The organism is Trueperaceae bacterium (genome assembly GCA_002707365.1).
In the GTDB taxonomy this organism is placed as follows: domain Bacteria; phylum Deinococcota; class Deinococci; order Deinococcales; family Trueperaceae; genus UBA6957.
On the sequence record PAMQ01000007.1, the window covers coordinates 24,198 to 42,317 of the forward strand.

Below are 18,120 nucleotides of genomic sequence, written 5' to 3' on the forward strand. Positions count from 1 at the left end.
ACGCAATTGGTTGGTTTGCCCGACCCGGCAATCCAATGGTACTATAGGGCATTGGATTTAGAGCTTATAACGCGCTGAATGCAGTTGATTAAATTACAAATAGTACACCAAGGTCCGAACATTAGGAGGCACCTTTGAACGAAGGTCATGTAGTTCCCGTTCAAATTACCGACGAAATCAAATCAAGCTTCATAAATTATGCCATGTCTGTCATTGTGGACCGAGCTCTACCAGACGTCCGTGATGGCTTAAAGCCCGTACAACGAAGGATCCTTTACGCAATGCAACAAGAGGGCCTTTTTTCCAATCGAAAGCACTCGAAGAGTGCAGGTGTGGTTGGAGAGGTCATTAAGAAATATCATCCCCATTCCGACGCTTCAATTTATGACGCAATGGTTCGCTTAGCACAGGATTGGAATCTTCGTTATCCGCTAGTTGACGGGCAAGGCAATTTCGGTTCTATTGATGGCGATCCACCAGCAGCATACAGGTATACCGAGGCCCGATTATCTGCTTTGGGCGAATCAATGCTGGTTGACATAGACAAAGAAGTTGTCGAAGAAAAACCTAACTTTGACGACACCACAGTTGAACCAGAGGTACTCCCTTCGGCTTTACCAAATCTACTTATTAATGGTGCTTCTGGAATTGCCGTTGGCATGGCAACTAACATTGCCCCTCATAATCTTTCTGAAATTATAGATGGCCTGATCGCGATGATAGATCAACCCACGATTGATCTCGACGGCCTAATGGAGTACATACAAGGTCCAGACTTCCCAACTGGGGGAGTAATGAGTCGCGAAGGTATACGACAGGCTTTCGAAACTGGTCGAGGTGGAATAAGGGTTCGAGGTAGAGTCAGAATTGAAGAGCGGAATAATCGCAATTCTATTATCGTAAGTGAAATCCCATATCAGATAAACAAGACTTCGCTCATTCAAACAGCCGCAGGCTTGGTTCGTACTAAGAAGATAGATGATATCTCCAATATTCGCGATGAATCGGATAGACAAGGGATGCGTATTGTTTTCGAATTAAAACGTGGTGCGCATCCCGAGTTAGTCCTAAACCAACTCTATAAATATACACAACTCCAAAGCACCTTTTCGATTAATAACGTCGCCATCGTAGACAAATCCCCACGGATCTTGGCCCTCCCCGAAACACTACGCTTGTTTCTTGACCATCGAGCTGATGTAGTAAAACGCCGGAGTCAATTCGAACTGCGAAAGGCTCAAGAACGAGCCCACGTCCTGGAAGGTTATCTCATAGCTTTGGATCAACTAGATGAGGTTATAGAGCTCATCAGAAACTCACCTGATCCAACAACAGCCCGAGCAGGACTAATAACTGAATTCAATCTCAGCGAAATTCAAGCCCAAGCTGTTTTAGACATGAGATTGCAGAGACTAACTGGTCTAGAAAGAGAACGGCTACAGGAAGAGTACCGTGGTTTACAGGAAGAAATATCTAGGCTAGAAACGATATTAGGAAAAAAAGAAGAACTATGGAAGGTAATTAAGGAAGAATTACAAAATATTAATGAACGGTTCGGTAACGGACGTAAAACTCAGATTGCTGACCTTTCTGAAGACATATCAAAGGAAGACCTTATAGCTGAAGAAAACATGGTTGTTACTGTTACTCGGGGCGGATACATCAAACGGACAGCGATGGCAAGCTACCGTGCCCAAAATCGTGGCGGAAGAGGCGTGAGTAGCCAACGGCAGAAAGAAGATGATATTAATTCGCTTCTACTGGTAGGAAGTACACACGATTACCTCCTTTTCTTTACTGATCGGGGTCGAGTATACCGAGAGAAGATATACGACCTACCTGAAGCTGAGCGAAATGCCCGGGGAAACCATCTCAGAAACCTTCTCCCTTTAGAGGGAGAAGAGCAAGTGGAAACAGTGCTTTCCCTTAAGTCATTCGACGTTGATGGCTACTTCCTATTTTCGACGCGACAAGGAATCATCAAGCGAACTGCAATCCGTGATTACGCCAATATTAACGCGGCTGGATTAATCGCTATTAATCTGGTAGCTAGCGACGAGCTTGTGTCCGTCAGTATCAGTAACGGTAACGCTGACGTAGTCTTAGCTACTAGGGAGGGAAGATCAATCCGTTTTGAAGAAGGGCAAGTTAGGGAAACAGGTCGGGCGACCCAAGGCGTTATCGGAATTCGGCTCCGTAAAGATGATTATGTTGTTAGCCTGGTCGTCATTCCTGAAGAAGCAAAGACTGAGGCAGAGCTTTTAACTGTTTCTGAAGCCGGTTTTGGTAAACGAACTTTGCTAGGAGAATACCCAGTCCAGAACAGAGGCGGCATGGGTGTAATAACTATGAAGGTCACGGAGCGGACAGGTTCCTTAGTTAGCCTCGGCCAAGTCACCGGCGAAGAAGAGCTATTCGTCCTTTCTGAAGGAGGTGTCCTTATAAGGACACGAGTCAGCGAGGTCAGTAATTATGGTCGCTCTTCACAAGGTGTAACAATCATGCGCCTTGACGAAGGTGATCAAGCCGTCGCCACAATGGTCATGTTGCCTGACGACAAGCTTGAAGAGGCTCTCCTAGAACTGGAATCTGAGGTCGGATTACAACAAGGAGGAACTACCAATTAGAATAATTGCTACTTAGAGCCCTAGCTCGCCGACCTTACGGTATTCTGAACTTGTGAACCACCCAACGATCCTACTAGATTGTGATCCTGGTCACGATGATGCCATTGCCCTTCTACTAGCTGGAGTGAAGACCAATCTCATTGGCGTGACGGTGGTTAGCGGGAACGTATCTATTGAACGAACGACTCGAAATGCGTTGGTTACCTGCCAACTGCTTGGTATTGACGTCCCAGTGTACCCTGGTGCGCTGGGACCCCTTACTGCAAAACCGCGCCATGCCGAGTTCATACATGGCGCCTCAGGATTAGATGGACCTCAACTGCCTACCCTTCAAAAAAAACCAGAGCGGAAACCCGCAGCCCAATTCATAATCGAAGCATCTAACGAATACTCTGATCTTTGGCTAGTAGCGACGGGACCTCTGACTAACGTTGCACTTGCCATTCAACGTGATCCAGCTCTCGCTAATAGAATTTCCGGTATCGCTTTAATGGGTGGTTCAAGCACATTCGGAAATGTTACAGCAACTTCTGAATTTAATATTTTGTTTGATCCGGAAGCTGCTGATATCGTATTCCGTTCAGGAGCTAAAATCCTTATGGCAGGCCTAAATCTAACGCACCAATTCCTTATTAACCAGGGCCATATCCAGCATATACGTAGCCTAGGTAGTACAGTATCCATGTTCGTCTCAGATCTTCTTCAGTTCTACATCGCTTCATACGCTCGTGAATACTCAGGTCGTCTGGAAGGACCTCTTCACGATCCTCTTGCGGTATTAGCATTAACCGACCCCGATCTATTCAAATACTCATCTCACCACGCAACCATCGAACTCCAAGGAAAGTACACTCGTGGCATGACTGTCATTGATACCCGACAGACCCACAAAACATTAGATCCGAATATCGATTTACTAACGACAATTGATAGTGATGGTGCATTCGATGTTATCTACGAAGCAATTAGAACTTACGGAGGCCTATCTTGACACATTCCTTTGATGAACAAAACAACTCTACGCTGATTCATTTTCACCAAGTAACCAAAACTTATCCCCGAACTCATACTCACGCGCTTCGTAATGTAGATTTTGGTATCCGACAAGGAGAATTTGTTTACATTACGGGTCATTCAGGGGCGGGGAAAAGCACACTGTTATCGCTGGTCCTGCGACGCGCCCTCCCGACCGAAGGATTTGTAAGCATCTTGGGTCAGGACCTCAGCCGAGTCGGCACCCGTAAATTACCACTCCTGAGAAGGCAGATTGGAACGGTGTTTCAAGATCATCGACTCCTCGCTGGCCTCAGCGCTGTCGATAATTTAGTATTCGTGTTAAGAGCGACAAGGTCTAGAGGTAATCTCGAACAACGTGCCCTTACCGCTCTACGACAAGTGGGGCTTGCTCACAAACGCAAGGCATATCCCATCGAGTTGAGTTTGGGAGAACAACAGCGCATAGCCATTGCGCGAGCTTTAGTAACCTCGCCTCCAATACTATTAGCTGACGAGCCAACAGGGAATCTTGACCCCGATACAGGATGGGAAATATTTGAACTACTCAATGATATTAACTTGCAAGGAACTACCGTAGTAGTAGCAACTCACTCTAGGGATCTTGTCGATCGGCTTAGACATAGGACGCTAGTGCTCCGGAACGGAGAGCTAGTCCGAGACGACTCAGACGGGGGGTACTCACTATGATATTATTGTACTGATTTTCTTATCTAATCAAGACACTGAAACCCGGTACCTACACCATTACAGAGAAACCTATACTACTCAACTACAGCTCATGAGAAAGAAGCCAGGAGGCATATCGTGATAATCGTAAGAGACATTTTCCAACTACAGTTTGGTAAAGCTCGCGACGTAATTGAGCTAATCAAAGAAGGTAGGGAGCTTTTTAAAGCTGCTGGCTATCCAATAGACCGTGTATTAACAGACATAACTGGTGAGTACTACACCCTAATCATGGAAAGCCGGCTGGAAAACCTTTCAGAACTAGAAACCGTCCTGGGCAACCCTCCAGCCGGCTGGAGAGATATCTATGCGAGAATTGTTCCATTAGTGAAATCTGGTCGACGCGAAATCTTACGCGAAGTAGAGTAAATCTGGTTTCCGTAACCGGATGAAACTTTGAACCCATATAAACAGTATCTGAATCAGAACCAACTCGTGCGGGCTGTCCGCTTGGCCAGCAACGACTCACAAATCCCCATTGTCGTATTCTCTGAGACTAGTCCTCTCTGACCTAAACCTATTCTGCCTAAGGGCCACGGTAAAGAAATGGGAGAAAAACATGGAGCAGAATTGTGCAACATCATGCTACTTCTCCCTACCCTAAAGCACTCTTAAAAGACCCCGACATAACCAACGCCGGCGGAAATACGATATACAAGTAACTATGATTAAACGAACACCAGTTATTGACACAATATACAATCACAGTTCAGTTCGGCACTACCGTGACGAGCCAATTTCTCCGGACTTAGTACGAACCATAGTAGCAGCCGGCCAGCAGGCTGCTACATCGTCCAATCTTCAGCTGTATAGCGCTATCGCTGTAAGCGATCCTGCTTCCCGGAAACACCTTGCAGAATTGTGTGGCGACCAGGAACATATCCGCCATGCACCAGTTTTTATTGCTTGGTGTGCAGATTTAAGTAGGCTGCACAGAATCTGCCGAGAACAGGGACACCAAATAGACGCCGAGTATATGGAGAACTTCCTAGTCGCGGCGGTTGATACTGCCCTCCTGATGCAAAACGCTTGTCTGGCGGCTGAATCTCTCGGCCTAGGAACGTGCTTCATCGGTGGCATCAGGAACCGTCCAGCACAAGTTATCAAAGCCCTGGATCTACCAAAACTAACATTTGCTGTTTCCGGAATGACCTTAGGTTATCCGGATTCAGCTCCAGTTAACCGACCAAGGCTAGAAACGGAGGCCATTCTCCACTGGGAACGCTATGACCCTAAGGATGAAGCTAAACTTCTTGATCTTTATGACGCATCAATGCGAGCCACTGGAATCTACCAAGGTCGTCAAATTGAAACGGATGAAGATAGCGACCAATATGGCTGGCGTGAACACTCGGCTCGCCGGGTGAAAAAAACCTCACGGACTGACCTACGGGTCGTGCTTGAACACCAAGGTTTCGGGCTCAAGTAAAGCTCAGATCTCAACATAGGAATATTTGTGGGGGGTCAAGCAATTAGGTACACCATCTAGAAACCTGGTGCCAAAGGCAAGGTTGTCACCGAAGTAGTGTTAAAGTTCGACGGTGGTAGTATGGCCCACTTATCCATTGGAAGTATGGTTACTAACGGGCTTAGCTGTCATTCTGATTGGAATCTCTAAAGCTGGGTTTGGTAGTTCAGTTGGTGTAGTAGCCACTCCTCTGATAGCTATAGTTTTACCAGTTACTGAGGCCGTTGCCCTGCTTCTCCCATTACTCCTGGCAGGTGACCTTTTTACAGTCAGACATTACCAGCATAACTTCGACAAACCAAACCTGGTCTTGCTCGTGTTAAGCGCACTTGTCGGCGTTACCTTAGGTAGTCTTTTCTTCAATCATTTTGTTGATCAAGAGGAAGTTCTCAAAATCGGGATTGGTATTATCAGTCTTGCATTTGTGTTGTATAAGGTTACCCAGATTACATTACCGAAAGCACTTAAACCGTACCAGCCCAACCGGATTATTGGAGCTGCACTCGGCACGTTTGCCGGCTTCACCTCGACGATAGCTCATGTGGGCGGTCCGCCTGTAATAATGTATCTCCTACCCCAGAATCTTGACCGCCGTAAATTTGTTGGAACAATTGCCTGGCTCTGGCTGATCATCAACAGCCTAAAGTTAATCCCCTACGGAATACTTGGACTGCTTTCACTAAACAACCTACTTGTAGTGGCTGTCCTTCTCCCTCTTATATACATAGGAATCAGACTTGGGTTATTAATGATCGGGATTTTCAGTCAACGAATATTCAACCTACTCATCTACGTCCTTCTTACGATCACTGGCATTCAACTACTGATTGGCCGAAGCCTCCTAAGCTTCTTAGTCGTTGCCTAAATTCTGTAACCCACCCATTACCGCTTAGGTTAAACCTATCGGAGTTAAGGGCTTCTTATTGTGTTTTTGAGAGAGATTCAGTGATTTTCAGAGGCGTGATGTGCCACTCGCTGATATAGTACGGCTTGACCACTATGTAAAGTCTCATGCTGTAAAACAAGAAACTCTAACCTATGGCCATCCTCTTCCGAGAGCGCCTTGTCTATGTCGGATTCTGTTAAGCCCTTTAACGCCTGACTAACCAACGCCTGGGTGCTCTTAAAAATTTCTATCAACTTTTTAAATGATTCGGCTTGATCCCTCTGCGGAGCGGTCGATCCATATCCATACCGAGTACTCATTTCTGGTCCCCACGGGGCTTCATTACCCGAAGCTCTCAGAATTTCACACCGGTAATGAATCAAATGACCCACTAACCAGTTAGCATTACTACCCCCTGGGACGCACGTAATTAAGCTCTGCTCTTGGGTTAAATCGCCGATGTCTTTAATTATACGTTGGAGGTTAGTTTCTAGCATTTTTATATATAAGTCCATAAATCCCCCCGGAAAGTTTTATCGCATCAGGGTATCAGGCAAAACCTAACGATCTAGTTTCCTCAAGAACCTACTCTCATCCGACCCAACAATTAATTGGAATTCATCTTGGTTCCTTGCGGTCCGTATCAGTCAATGTTTTGAATGTCTATTTTGTTCAACAGTAAAGCTCTTAGCTTACTGTAAAGCTCTCGAGCCGCTTCCCTATTATTCCCGTATCCACCGTATTCAACAAGTAAACCAGCGGCCTCTTCGCTACAACCAGAATCCCGCAACCGATCTACCAATCGGTCGATCGCCATCTGTCCTTTGGTTTTCTGGTTATCAATACTTGCTCCAGAAATATCCAACGTTTGTGACAATCCATTACCGCCAGGATTTTCAGGCGTAATCGTGCTAATCCAGGGATCTATTACGGATGGTGAGGTAGCAACATCGTAATCCACCCAGACATACTCAGTTCCTTGAGTCGGTTTCATGCCAAACAATTCCGCTGCTCTAACAAAAGAAATTTGTCCTATTTGTTCGGTCATCTCCCCTTCCAAAGCTTCAACGATCGCTGATTTGGTCGTCTGCCCAATAGTGAGAGCGCAACCTAAAACTCCATCCCCAGGCACGACATAGGTATTTGACCACCCACTCACGCCCACTTCAAAATTTAGTCTTGTAGTAATCGCATCGAAAGATACTTGTGATCGAACGCGGGCCCGACTATCGCCAGAAGATATCTCTGTTATTAACCATATGGTTTCCTCGTCAGGAAACGGGGCTGCCAATCTGGCCCAGAGATCTTGCATTAAGTTGATTATACCAAGTACCATCTTTAACCCAGAGAAACCCCTTACGGCCTATACTATCCTTGGAAGCTTTAGGCCAGCCAGAGTAGATACACTGTATACGGTAAGGTTGTGGATCATGACGACCCAGTTGCGGACGCTATTTAGGACACACTCCTGGACACTGTGCATAATGTTTGGCCTATTTACTCCTTGTGTCGCATTAGCTCAGGAACCTCCTTCCGTCTACCTTGAGGAGAGCAAGATCGAACTTGGGCGGCCATTGGTACTTAAAGCTGAGGGTCTAGAACGGTTTTCCAACTATAATCTCAAAATCAAAGGGCCGAATCAAGAAGTCTTTGAAACAACTCTGAGAAGTAACAGCCAAGGAAAAGCGGAATACAAATTTTCGCCTGGGACACAAGGGATATGGGTTGTTGCTTTAAATAGAAATAATTTCACAACTAGTCAGAACCTAATAGTATCATTACCCTCACAAGTCACCGAACTAGACCAAATGGACCCGTTATCTGATGTAGACCCCTTAGGGGAAAACACCACGGGCCTAGCTCCCAACATAGGCTTAGAATCGAACCAAACCACCAATAATTTAACCGCAGAATCTTCTACAAGATTGACCTCCGATCTCACATTTGATTGGGACGGACGTGAATTGAAGGCCGTAGATGGTCAAGCCACCATATGGTCACTTTCGTTCCCTGCGCCAGCAGGACCAATAGGCCCCTTAATTTTCGACAACAAGGAGCTAATTGTGGGTCTAGGCAATAGCTTGCTTAGAATAAACCCGGACGATGGAACCGTTATCAGACGAGATATTCTCCCAAACCAAATATCTGAGATTGTGAAGGAAGGCGACTCTGTTATTATTACCGTAACGTTTACGCGGGGTTATACCGAACAGTTCACTGTCAGTAAATCTGGAGTCAACGAGATCGTTCGCTTTGAGACTGATCCTCTACCATTTTCCTGGTTACGCGCCGAAGCAAAAATTCAGGACATTGAAGACCGCATGAAGCGTGATACAACAAACCCTTGGCTCCATATCGCGCTAATTAACAGACCTGAGTCTGACCGAAGAGAATTACTGATCCAAGCCATCGAATCAGCTACTACTTTTTATGATCTAGCTAAGATCGCTAGGGTTGCTAATGAGTTTAATCAACATGATCTCTTAGATAAGGCGATGAACCTAGCCTTAGTTGACTTTGCAACTAGGGGTTATGATCCGCGCCTTCTTACCGATATTGAACTCCACGAACTTTACGCATTCCCAATGCAATACTTTCGAACTAGTCTTGAAACGGGCGATTTGAACTCTGCTGACAGTTGGGTTAAGTGGGTCCATCTATTATCAACACCTGAGGTTCCAGAGACCCGAAATTACCTCTTAAACTACGCCGCCCAACTTCGTTCTGCGGGTCGGAATGACGAAGCGCTATTATGGCAATCTAATGCTCGAGAATTGGGTCGGCCCTCACTAGCTGCTGGCCTCGACAACGCGTTTCTTGCTCTAGGTAGAACTGGTTGGTTAGCTGCAGGTGCAGTTTTTATTTCTATATTGACTTTGCATCTAACGCTGATGTTCAAATATTGGGGATCGCAGACAATAATGCTTCGTAACAATCAAAAGGCAGGAAGAAAAACAACTCACCTCACTCGACTTCTGGCAATTAGGTACTACAGTCTGAAGGAAAAGCTGACTTTAATTATGCTATTACTTATCATCTTTCTTCTCGCCCTACTGGCTGGATGGGCTGACAGAGCCGATGCCATGCCATCCTCACTACGCTCGGGCACCCTTTCTAGCTCCTCAGCTTGGCTTGCTCTCCAAGGACCACAATTCACAGGTCCTAGAGCCCACTTCTTAGAGGGTTACGCGTCTCACATCATAGGTGACTTAAATGCAGCAATGACATCATATAAACAGGCGGGAAACTTCGCCCCAGCCATAAATAATCTTGCTGCGTTAACTGGTTCAGAGGTTCTTTATCAGCGAGCATCAGACCTCCAACCTGAATTAGGAGAGGCCCGTTACAATCTTGGTCGCATCACATCACCACTGCCTTTTCACGAAGCTTACCGACCAGGACAACCACTACTAGCATCCCCCACAACGCATGACCTTCTCGTCGCATGGACTGGTGGTTGGCATCACACACTGATTAACGGATTAATGAATCCATGGAAAGGCCTAATCAATTCTCAACCGGATTGGGGTAGTCGTACACTTTGGTTGTCACTCGTTGTGTTGTTTCTGCTTTTCACAGCAGCAACAATCGTATGGCTAATAATTCCCCGACCACGATTAGCGCAGAGAGTTACCTACAACCCTGTCCTCTATGTTTTAGCTATCTTAGTACCGGGCACGGGTCTTGCCGAAAGTTTTTGGGGCATATTATTGTTATCTTCATGGGCAGTGTTTGGTTTCGATTTAGTGAGCCAAACCTCTGGCTGGCAACTAGATAATATTTTCCCCATTGGTACCGACTATGTCATTTTAGGAATTGTTTATAGCGTTAACGTTGTTGTGTTTACAACGGCATTTATAGCACATCGACGCCGGTTAATTGAACTCAAATAAACGGATTCCGGTGAGTTTAGCTTATTCGGACTTAAACTACTAAGTCACATATTGTCCCGGTGCTACTCAGCAGTGTTAGAGGCTTAAAGAGCCTCATGCATTCCTATAAATCTTTTACTCAACCTGGCGGATCCCTTGACCGGCTCGTTAGAGTTTGCTACATTTGCAACGAAATACAACTGCCGTGTAAATTTTGACGGTAACCCATAATAGTAATGTTACGCTTATCACAGATCCGAAGACGCGCTCGACGCATATAATTCCGCCCGCCAAAAGGGGCTATGAAAATTTCCTGCGCCCGTAGGCGCAGGTCAGTTAAGTTTTTATTCGATAGAGATGAGGTCAACGCAATGGCTCAACAGAGAAAAAAAGTGGTTCTTGCCTATTCCGGCGGCTTAGATACCTCCGTGATACTAAAATGGATCGCCGTAAATTATAAGGCAGATGTAATCGCTTTTACAGCTGATATTGGTCAAGGAGAAGAGGTAGAAGAGGCCCGGAAGAAAGCCCTTGCCACTGGGGCCACTGAGGCTTATGCAGTCAATCTTGTAAATGAGTTCGTAGAGGATTTTGTATTTCCCGTCCTTCGCACGGGAGCCACATACGAGGGAACTTACCTACTGGGCACATCCTTTGCTCGGCCCCTTATAGCCAAGCATATGATATCTATTGCTGAGCAAGAAGGAGCTTACGCTATAGCTCACGGTGCCACTGGAAAAGGTAATGACCAGGTACGCTTTGAACTCACAGCCTACGCGCTCAATCCAGAAATAATTATTATTGCCCCATGGAGAGAATGGAACCTTAGGGGCCGTGAAGACTGTATAAATTACGCGACCGAACATGGTATCCCCGTACCAATTACGCCACAGAAACCTTACTCTACTGATGCTAATCTGTTCCACGTTAGCTATGAAGGTGGGATATTGGAAGATCCTTGGGTAGCACCTCCTAAAGACATGTGGACATTAACTGTATCGCCCGAAGAAGCCCCGAATGAACCTGAGATAATCGAAATTTCTTTCGAAAAGGGTACGCCCGTAAAATTAAATGGGATTCGCCTTGGGCCTGTAGCCCTTCTAGAACAGGTGAACCAATTAGCTGGAAAACATGGCATAGGTCGAGTGGATCTAGTTGAAAATAGATTCGTCGGAATGAAATCCCGCGGCTGTTACGAAACTCCGGGCGGTACAATTCTTTACGTTGCTCATAGGGCGGTTGAATCACTTACCCTCGACCGCCCCGTCTTACAAATGCGAAACGAGCTAGCGCCAAAATACGCGGCTATGGTGTACAACGGATTTTGGTTTTCACCTGAGAGAGAAGCTCTACAAGGCCTTATGGATGATATACAACGTCCTGTGTCTGGCACTGCAAGAATTAAGCTATACAAAGGAAATGCAACGATCTTAGGGCGCTTTAGCCCCAATAGTTTATACCGCCAGGACATAGCTACTTTTGAAGCGGACAGCGTTTATGAACAGAAAGATGCCGAAGGGTTTATCAAATTAAACTCTCTCAGACTTCGCGTTGCAAACCAACTCTCAACCACAAGGTCCGAATGACTAAACAAACAATGTTAAGCAAAAATAGCGTAATAGCACACGACCCAGGAATCGCTTACCAGGCAGCTCGTCTGCGCTCCGCTAACCTACAAGACTTAAACCGCCTCGAAGTGCTTTACAACAAGGCCCGTCCCAAATCTCGTAACTTGGAGTCACGTATCCGTGCTTGGCTTGAGCATGGCGGCTCTCTTTATCTTGAGAACCAGTGCGGAAAAATATTAAGCGCTGTTTGCTGGGCAGAACACAATGGGGGATGGAGAGTTGATCGCATAGCCACCCTTCCCTCTGAACGAGGGCAGGCATTCGGTCGTTGGCTCATGACTAAGGTTGAAGCTTTAGCAATACGTCACAACATCCCCGAACTATCACTTAGGCTCGACCGCAAAGATCTCCTCCCGTACTATGAACGCATGGGTTATCGAGTCATCGGCAAAGAAGATCATTGCAATTTGCTCCAGAAACGGGTTGGTGGCACCTGGCAAATCCAGTCGGACACTCCGTCATGAACAAAACAAAGCGTCGCATGTGGGGAGGTCGGTTCCAAAAACCGACAGACCAACTGGTACAAGCCTTTAACGCCTCTATTTCGGTAGATCAAGCTCTTGCCCTAGAGGACATTGAGGGCTCTATCGCTCACGCTAGGATGTTAGCCGAGCAGGACATAATTACCCAGGACGAGGTAACCATAATTATCGATGGACTCACCGTCATAAGGGAAGAAATTGAAGCGGGACTGTTTGTTTGGCAAGAAGAGCTTGAAGATGTACACATGAACATTGAATCAGCTCTGACAGAAAAGATCGGTCCTCTAGGTGGAAAACTCCACACTGCCCGAAGTCGTAACGACCAAGTAGCTACTGATTTCCGTCTCTGGTTACGAAAACGCATCAAGGAAACAATTAGAGAAATATGTATGGTTGAAACAGCCCTGGTCGATCTTGCGGAACGGCACATTTCTGTGATCATGCCGGGATACACCCATTTACAAGTGGCTCAACCAGTACTGTTCTCTCATCATCTTATGGCCTACGTAGAGATGCTCGATCGGGATAGAGAGCGCCTCTTAGACTCCTTACCACGAGTCAACGTGTCCCCTCTTGGATCAGGAGCCTTAGCAGGAACTGGTTTCAACATTAATCGGGAACGCACAGCCACTCTCCTGGGGTTTGATTCACCAGCAGTTAACTCCCTCGACGCTGTCTCCGATCGGGACTTTGCACTCGAATATCTTGCTAATTCAAGTATCTTGATTATGCACTTGTCACGGTTTCACGAGGAACTTGTGCTCTGGTCAAGCCCGGCATTCGGATTTATTACTTTGCCTGACTCCCACACAACAGGCAGTTCGATAATGCCACAAAAGAAAAATCCAGATGTGAGCGAGTTGATCCGGGGTAAAACAGGACGCATATATGGCTCGCTGATGGCTCTACTTACGGTTATGAAAGGCCTTCCTCTCAGCTATAACAAGGACATGCAAGAAGATAAGGAAGGAGTTATTGATACAGCATCAACTATCATTGATGCTCTTGAGCTGACCACATCAATAATTCCCCTAATCGAGCCTAACCCTGCAGTGATGGCTGTGGCAGCAGCCGGCTCTCACAGCAACGCTACTGACCTGGCTGACCACCTGGTATCTAGAGGAATGCCTTTTCGTGAGGCGCATCATGCTGTAGGCCAACTGGTAGCACTTGCAATCTCTGACGATGTTAATCTTGCTGACCTTAGTCTCACTAAAATGCAAGAAATTACCGAGCTTATTGACGAAAGTTCCCTTGAAATACTTTCTCTAGAAGATGTTGTTAACTCTCGGGATAGTTTTGGAGGTACGGCAAGAAGCCAGGTAGAGAAGCAGATTAACCGGACTAGAATACGACTATCCAAGTTGAAAACTGAGGAAAGTTCGTGAATAGTCAAAATCTAGACTTGCCAGAATCAATCACTATTGAAGTAAGATCTGCCAAAGCAACCGACGTGCCAGCAATCCACAAGTTGATCGAACACTGGGCCCACAAAGATCGCATGTTGCTGCGGCCGATAGATGATTTGTTTGCTAATCTGCGAGACTTCTTTGTCGCTGAAGACATGTCCGTAGGTATACCTCAAATTATCGGCACTGGGGCCTTACATATACTTTGGGGCGATATTGCTGAAATTCGTGGTCTAGCAGTAGCGCCAAAGCTTACTGCACGTGGTATTGGTCGTCAATTAGTCAAAGCCTGCGAAGACGAAGCTCGTTTCCTTGGAGTGCCTACGCTTTTCGCATGGACTTACGCTGTTGCGTTCTTTGAGCGTTGTGGATTCACTAAAATTGACAAAAGTCGCGAACTCCACCCAAGAGTTTGGTCAGAATGCCTCCGCTGCACTTTCTATAACAATTGCAATGAAAACGGAATGATTAAGCAACTCGAAGGAGTCCCGATACCGGAAGGCCTTCCGAAACCTCCTATATCACAAGTACCACCGGGAATCACCTAGAATGTGGGTCAATTAACAAATCAAACAACTTAATGATTAGGGGTCTCGCTAGATCCTATATTTCTATACGGCTATTGCACAAACAACTTACGTGTTTTTTGACGCACTGAACAACAAATCGCTTTCTCGAAATTAGCGCTGAAGTACCGACCCCTAATCATCCGTACGATACTATGAGAAACCTCAGCGCAGTTCTTTTAAGCTATTCTTATGGCATGGAAACCGCTTTACTCTCAACCCTGAGTCAATTCGACAAAATAAAAATGAAGAAAATACCCATTTTCTCGAGCCAACAATTTTTTTACGACCTCTATTGCCTGCTACCAGGTCAGTTCCAAAAAGTGCACAGTCACCCGAAGGAAGACAAAGTTTACTTGGTCCTGGAAGGTGAAGCAACATTTGAGATTGCTGCTGAAGAAGCTACTTTAGGTGAAGGTAAAGCTGTCATCGCCCGTGCGGGTATACCCCACGGCGTGAGGAACACGACGGAGCGACAAGTAATCCTACTGGTCACAATGGCACCCAAACCATCGTGATCACAGCAACTTTACATAGGGATGTTTTACGACCCGAAGCATCAATGAAAAGGATAGCCATAGGGGAATTTGCTCTCTCTAATTTCTCTACCTACATTTCAGCCACTAAGCCTCATATTTTAGATATGATGCCCAACCAATTACTGTCACCAGGCCCTAATTGAAACTTGCATACTTAGCTAAGTTAAACCGAATTATTTGGATCATTGCTGCTGTAACCTGGGCATCACTGATATTCGTTTTTTCTTCCCAATCTCTCCCTATTCTGACGCCAGGATGGTTAGAACTACCCATTATCGACAAAGTGGTGCACGCTTGTGTTTTTGGCATCCTCGGTATTTTTTTATTCTTAGCAACCAAGCGAACCTGGCTTGCTATTATCATTGCCTCGTTCTACGGAGCAACCGATGAGTGGCACCAACTCTATGTCGATGGAAGAATCGCGGATCTATGGGACTGGGTTGCGGATATTGTCGGAACAATAACGGCAGTATGCCTGTTATCCCTATATCGCAACAAATTAAGAGAACGGGTAAAATGGAACCCGTGAAGCTTATTATAGTCGGTGCCGGAAAAATGGGGGGAGCCATTCTCACGGGAGCCCTGAGAGCTGAGATATTTACCACTGACGAAGTAGGAATTTATCATCCAGATCCAAAACGGCGTAAGTACTTATGTGAGCAGTTTCAAGTTCTTGAAGTGACCGAAAAGGACATTCTTAAGGCCGAGGCTATCCTCATCGCCGTCAAGCCACAGGTGTTTTTGGCCAAAACCGCACCGCTATTGAAAGGATCTCGAGCCAGTTTCATATCCATCATGGCCGGCGTATCAGCTGAAACCCTTGCTTCTAGCCTAGACAGTAATATTATTACCCGTGCCATGCCGAACCTAGGTTCACACGTTGGTCTGAGCGCTACTGCGATAACGTCAAATTCTGAAGCAACCCCTAAACAGGTTGATTTCACAATTAGATTATTCAAGTCCGTTGGTAAAGTTTACCCTATTCCCGAAACGATGTTTGACAGCTTTACAGGTCTGGCTGCTTCAGGCCCAGCCTTCGCCGCAGTAGTCGCCGAAGCTATGGCGGACGGTGGTGTTCGGGTTGGATTCACCCGTGAAATAGCCGCTGACCTCGTTAGACAGGTTTTGCTGGCAACGGCACAACTGCTTGAGGCAAAGGGTCCGGCTAGCATCAAAGATGAAGTATCTTCAGCCGGAGGTACTACCATAACCGGCATAAAAGCTTTAGAGAAACATCGAATACGATACGCCCTAATCGACGCTATCGAAGCTGCAACTTCTCGGGCCAAACAACTACGAGAAGATCATCATTAAGAGATCTTGGTACTTTTATTTTGCATAGCTCCTCTCGTATTTTTGTTGCGGTGATGCTGATGGATTCAAGGCTAGAATAGCACCAACTATTTTTATGCCTAGGTTAATTCTGGTTTCTAACGCGACTTTGTCTGGCTTGTCAGGAAAAATTAATCAATAACTGGCCATTGAGATATTCCAATAGCTCATTTACATTAGTTTCGGACACCCAGAAAGCTCTAGTACAGGAAAACAACTCCCGCCTATCCATCATCTCTAAAGATTACTGGTCTTTCTTACGTCCCTCCTAGCAAATCATTACTGAGAGGCTTAGGAACTAATCACTCGAAGGTAAGCCATTCTTCTTTTAAAACTCCGAACCTGCCTTCTTTCAAGCTGCTTCTAATCTCAGACATTAGCCTCGCCATGAAATTCAAATTGTGAATGCTCGCGAGTTGATGCGCCAACTGCTCCTTAGCCCGAAACAGATGCCTTATATAAGCACGCGTAAAATGTTGACAGGTGTAACATGAACACCCCTGCTCAAGAGGAGCAAGGTCGTTAGCAAAGCGAGCATTTCGAAGGTTTAACCGGAAATTTCGGAGCTTAACTCCCTTATCAAAGCGAACTAGAACGCCCCCGTTACGGGCATTTCGGGTTGGACTAACGCAGTCGAACGTATCAACACCTCTTTCCACCGCCTCAAAAATGCTCGATACATCGCCTATACCTAGTAGATGGCGAGGTAAATCAGCTGGTAGGTATGGAATGGTCCATTCTAAAATCCGATACATATCCTGCCGGGTACGTCCTAGATTTCCACCGATAGCAATACCGTCAAACCCCTTCTTACCAATAATCTTTGCACTATATTCACGAGTATCTCGGTAGGCTCCTCCTTGAACAACACCAAAAAGAGCCTGTGGATATCCGTGTCTCGGAATCGTTGCCTCGAAAGCCTCAAGGCATCGATCAGCCCATCGATGCGTCCTCTCAGCACTAGCTCGTGTATAGTCTTTTTCATGCAACGGGCTAGTGCACTCATCAAATGCAAGAATAATATCCGCCCCCAGATCTCTTTGAACAATAATTGAACCCTCTGGGGTGAACAGATGCTCACTACCGTCGATGTGACTAATAAAGCGGACACCCTCTTCTTCTATCGAAACCATCGATCTGTCCTTTAACGAGTCACCTTCTTCATTGGTCTGTGTATCTTCTTCACCTGGAAAGATGCTGGCAATCTTGCCGATACCGTGTTCAATCCCTGCACCGAGAGAGAATACCTGGAACCCTCCAGAGTCAGTCATCAAGGGACCCTGCCAATTCATGAACCGATGGAGTCCACCATGGTCTGCTATCACTCGCTGACCAGGTCGGAGGTAGAGATGGTAGGTATTTGCGAACAAAACCTGGGTACCCGTTGCAATCACTGTCTCAGGGGCCAATGATTTAACAGTACCTTGGGTACCGACAGCTACAAAGGCGGGAGTTTCAATGACCCCGTGAGACGTACGTAAATAACCCGAACGAGCCATCCCGTGCTCTGCATCTATCTCGAAGACTAGCGGATTACGATCCATGAGCTTGACGATTATAGCCCAAGA

The 18,120-nt window shown here is 46.1% G+C and carries 17 protein-coding genes; 14 read left to right on the top strand and 3 right to left on the bottom strand.

Annotated elements, in window-relative coordinates:
- Positions 1–134: 134 nt before the first annotated feature.
- The 6 genes from CMO31_02285 to CMO31_02310 all read left to right on the top strand — a co-directional run bounded on the left by CMO31_02285 (position 135) and on the right by CMO31_02310 (position 6,703).
- The gene (locus CMO31_02285) at positions 135–2,627 is read left to right on the top strand and encodes a DNA gyrase subunit A (protein MAZ52830.1); all 2,493 of its coding nucleotides are present in this window, start codon (positions 135–137) and stop codon (positions 2,625–2,627) included.
- Between the two features lie 52 nt (positions 2,628–2,679).
- Positions 2,680–3,618 (top strand): hypothetical protein, encoded by a 939-nt coding sequence (locus CMO31_02290; protein MAZ52831.1) that lies wholly within the window; start codon positions 2,680–2,682, stop codon positions 3,616–3,618.
- 32 nt (positions 3,619–3,650) lie between these two features.
- Positions 3,651–4,331: a cell division ATP-binding protein FtsE gene (locus tag CMO31_02295; protein MAZ52832.1), complete on the top strand. Its 681-nt coding sequence runs from the start codon at positions 3,651–3,653 to the stop codon at positions 4,329–4,331.
- A 117-nt stretch (positions 4,332–4,448) separates the two neighbouring features.
- Positions 4,449–4,739, top strand: coding sequence for a hypothetical protein (locus CMO31_02300; protein ID MAZ52833.1), 291 nt, complete (start codon positions 4,449–4,451; stop codon positions 4,737–4,739).
- Positions 4,740–5,034: 295 nt separating this feature from the next.
- A complete protein-coding gene (locus tag CMO31_02305; protein ID MAZ52834.1) occupies positions 5,035–5,799 on the top strand; it encodes an NADPH-dependent oxidoreductase in 765 nt (254 codons plus the stop codon).
- Positions 5,800–5,911: 112 nt separating this feature from the next.
- Positions 5,912–6,703 carry a hypothetical protein gene (locus tag CMO31_02310; protein MAZ52835.1) on the top strand — a complete coding sequence of 264 codons (792 nt, stop codon included), beginning with the start codon at positions 5,912–5,914 and terminating at the stop codon, positions 6,701–6,703.
- 77 nt (positions 6,704–6,780) lie between these two features.
- On the opposite strand, the gene CMO31_02315 is transcribed toward CMO31_02310, so the two are convergent.
- Both CMO31_02315 and CMO31_02320 read right to left on the bottom strand, forming a co-directional pair.
- Entirely contained in the window at positions 6,781–7,239 is a 459-nt protein-coding gene (locus CMO31_02315) for a hypothetical protein (GenBank protein ID MAZ52836.1), read from the bottom strand.
- A 128-nt stretch (positions 7,240–7,367) separates the two neighbouring features.
- Positions 7,368–8,060 (bottom strand): hypothetical protein, encoded by a 693-nt coding sequence (locus tag CMO31_02320; GenBank protein ID MAZ52837.1) that lies wholly within the window; start codon positions 8,058–8,060, stop codon positions 7,368–7,370.
- A 148-nt stretch (positions 8,061–8,208) separates the two neighbouring features.
- Between CMO31_02320 and CMO31_02325 the strand changes: the two genes are divergently transcribed.
- The 8 genes from CMO31_02325 (at position 8,209) to proC (ending at position 16,534) form a co-directional block, all read left to right on the top strand.
- Positions 8,209–10,617 carry a hypothetical protein gene (locus tag CMO31_02325; protein ID MAZ52838.1) on the top strand — a complete coding sequence of 803 codons (2,409 nt, stop codon included), beginning with the start codon at positions 8,209–8,211 and terminating at the stop codon, positions 10,615–10,617.
- 350 nt (positions 10,618–10,967) lie between these two features.
- The gene (locus CMO31_02330) at positions 10,968–12,182 is read left to right on the top strand and encodes an argininosuccinate synthase (protein ID MAZ52839.1); all 1,215 of its coding nucleotides are present in this window, start codon (positions 10,968–10,970) and stop codon (positions 12,180–12,182) included.
- The gene (locus CMO31_02335) at positions 12,179–12,688 is read left to right on the top strand and encodes a hypothetical protein (protein ID MAZ52840.1); all 510 of its coding nucleotides are present in this window, start codon (positions 12,179–12,181) and stop codon (positions 12,686–12,688) included. The genes CMO31_02330 and CMO31_02335 overlap by 4 nt, the downstream gene beginning before the upstream one ends.
- The gene (argH, locus tag CMO31_02340) at positions 12,685–14,094 is read left to right on the top strand and encodes an argininosuccinate lyase (GenBank protein ID MAZ52841.1); all 1,410 of its coding nucleotides are present in this window, start codon (positions 12,685–12,687) and stop codon (positions 14,092–14,094) included. The genes CMO31_02335 and argH overlap by 4 nt, the downstream gene beginning before the upstream one ends.
- On the top strand, positions 14,091–14,663 hold the full coding sequence (locus CMO31_02345; GenBank protein MAZ52842.1) for a GNAT family N-acetyltransferase: 573 nt from the start codon (positions 14,091–14,093) through the stop codon (positions 14,661–14,663). Before argH ends, CMO31_02345 begins: the two co-directional genes overlap by 4 nt.
- 215 nt (positions 14,664–14,878) lie before the next feature.
- Positions 14,879–15,199, top strand: coding sequence for a cupin (locus CMO31_02350; protein ID MAZ52843.1), 321 nt, complete (start codon positions 14,879–14,881; stop codon positions 15,197–15,199).
- Between the two features lie 160 nt (positions 15,200–15,359).
- The gene (locus CMO31_02355) at positions 15,360–15,749 is read left to right on the top strand and encodes a VanZ family protein (protein MAZ52844.1); all 390 of its coding nucleotides are present in this window, start codon (positions 15,360–15,362) and stop codon (positions 15,747–15,749) included.
- A complete protein-coding gene (gene proC, locus CMO31_02360; protein ID MAZ52845.1) occupies positions 15,650–16,534 on the top strand; it encodes a pyrroline-5-carboxylate reductase in 885 nt (294 codons plus the stop codon). Before CMO31_02355 ends, proC begins: the two co-directional genes overlap by 100 nt.
- A 320-nt stretch (positions 16,535–16,854) precedes the next feature.
- On the opposite strand, the gene tgt is transcribed toward proC, so the two are convergent.
- Positions 16,855–18,096 carry a tRNA guanosine(34) transglycosylase Tgt gene (tgt, locus tag CMO31_02365; GenBank protein ID MAZ52846.1) on the bottom strand — a complete coding sequence of 414 codons (1,242 nt, stop codon included), beginning with the start codon at positions 18,094–18,096 and terminating at the stop codon, positions 16,855–16,857.
- Between the last annotated feature and the right edge of the window lie 24 nt (positions 18,097–18,120).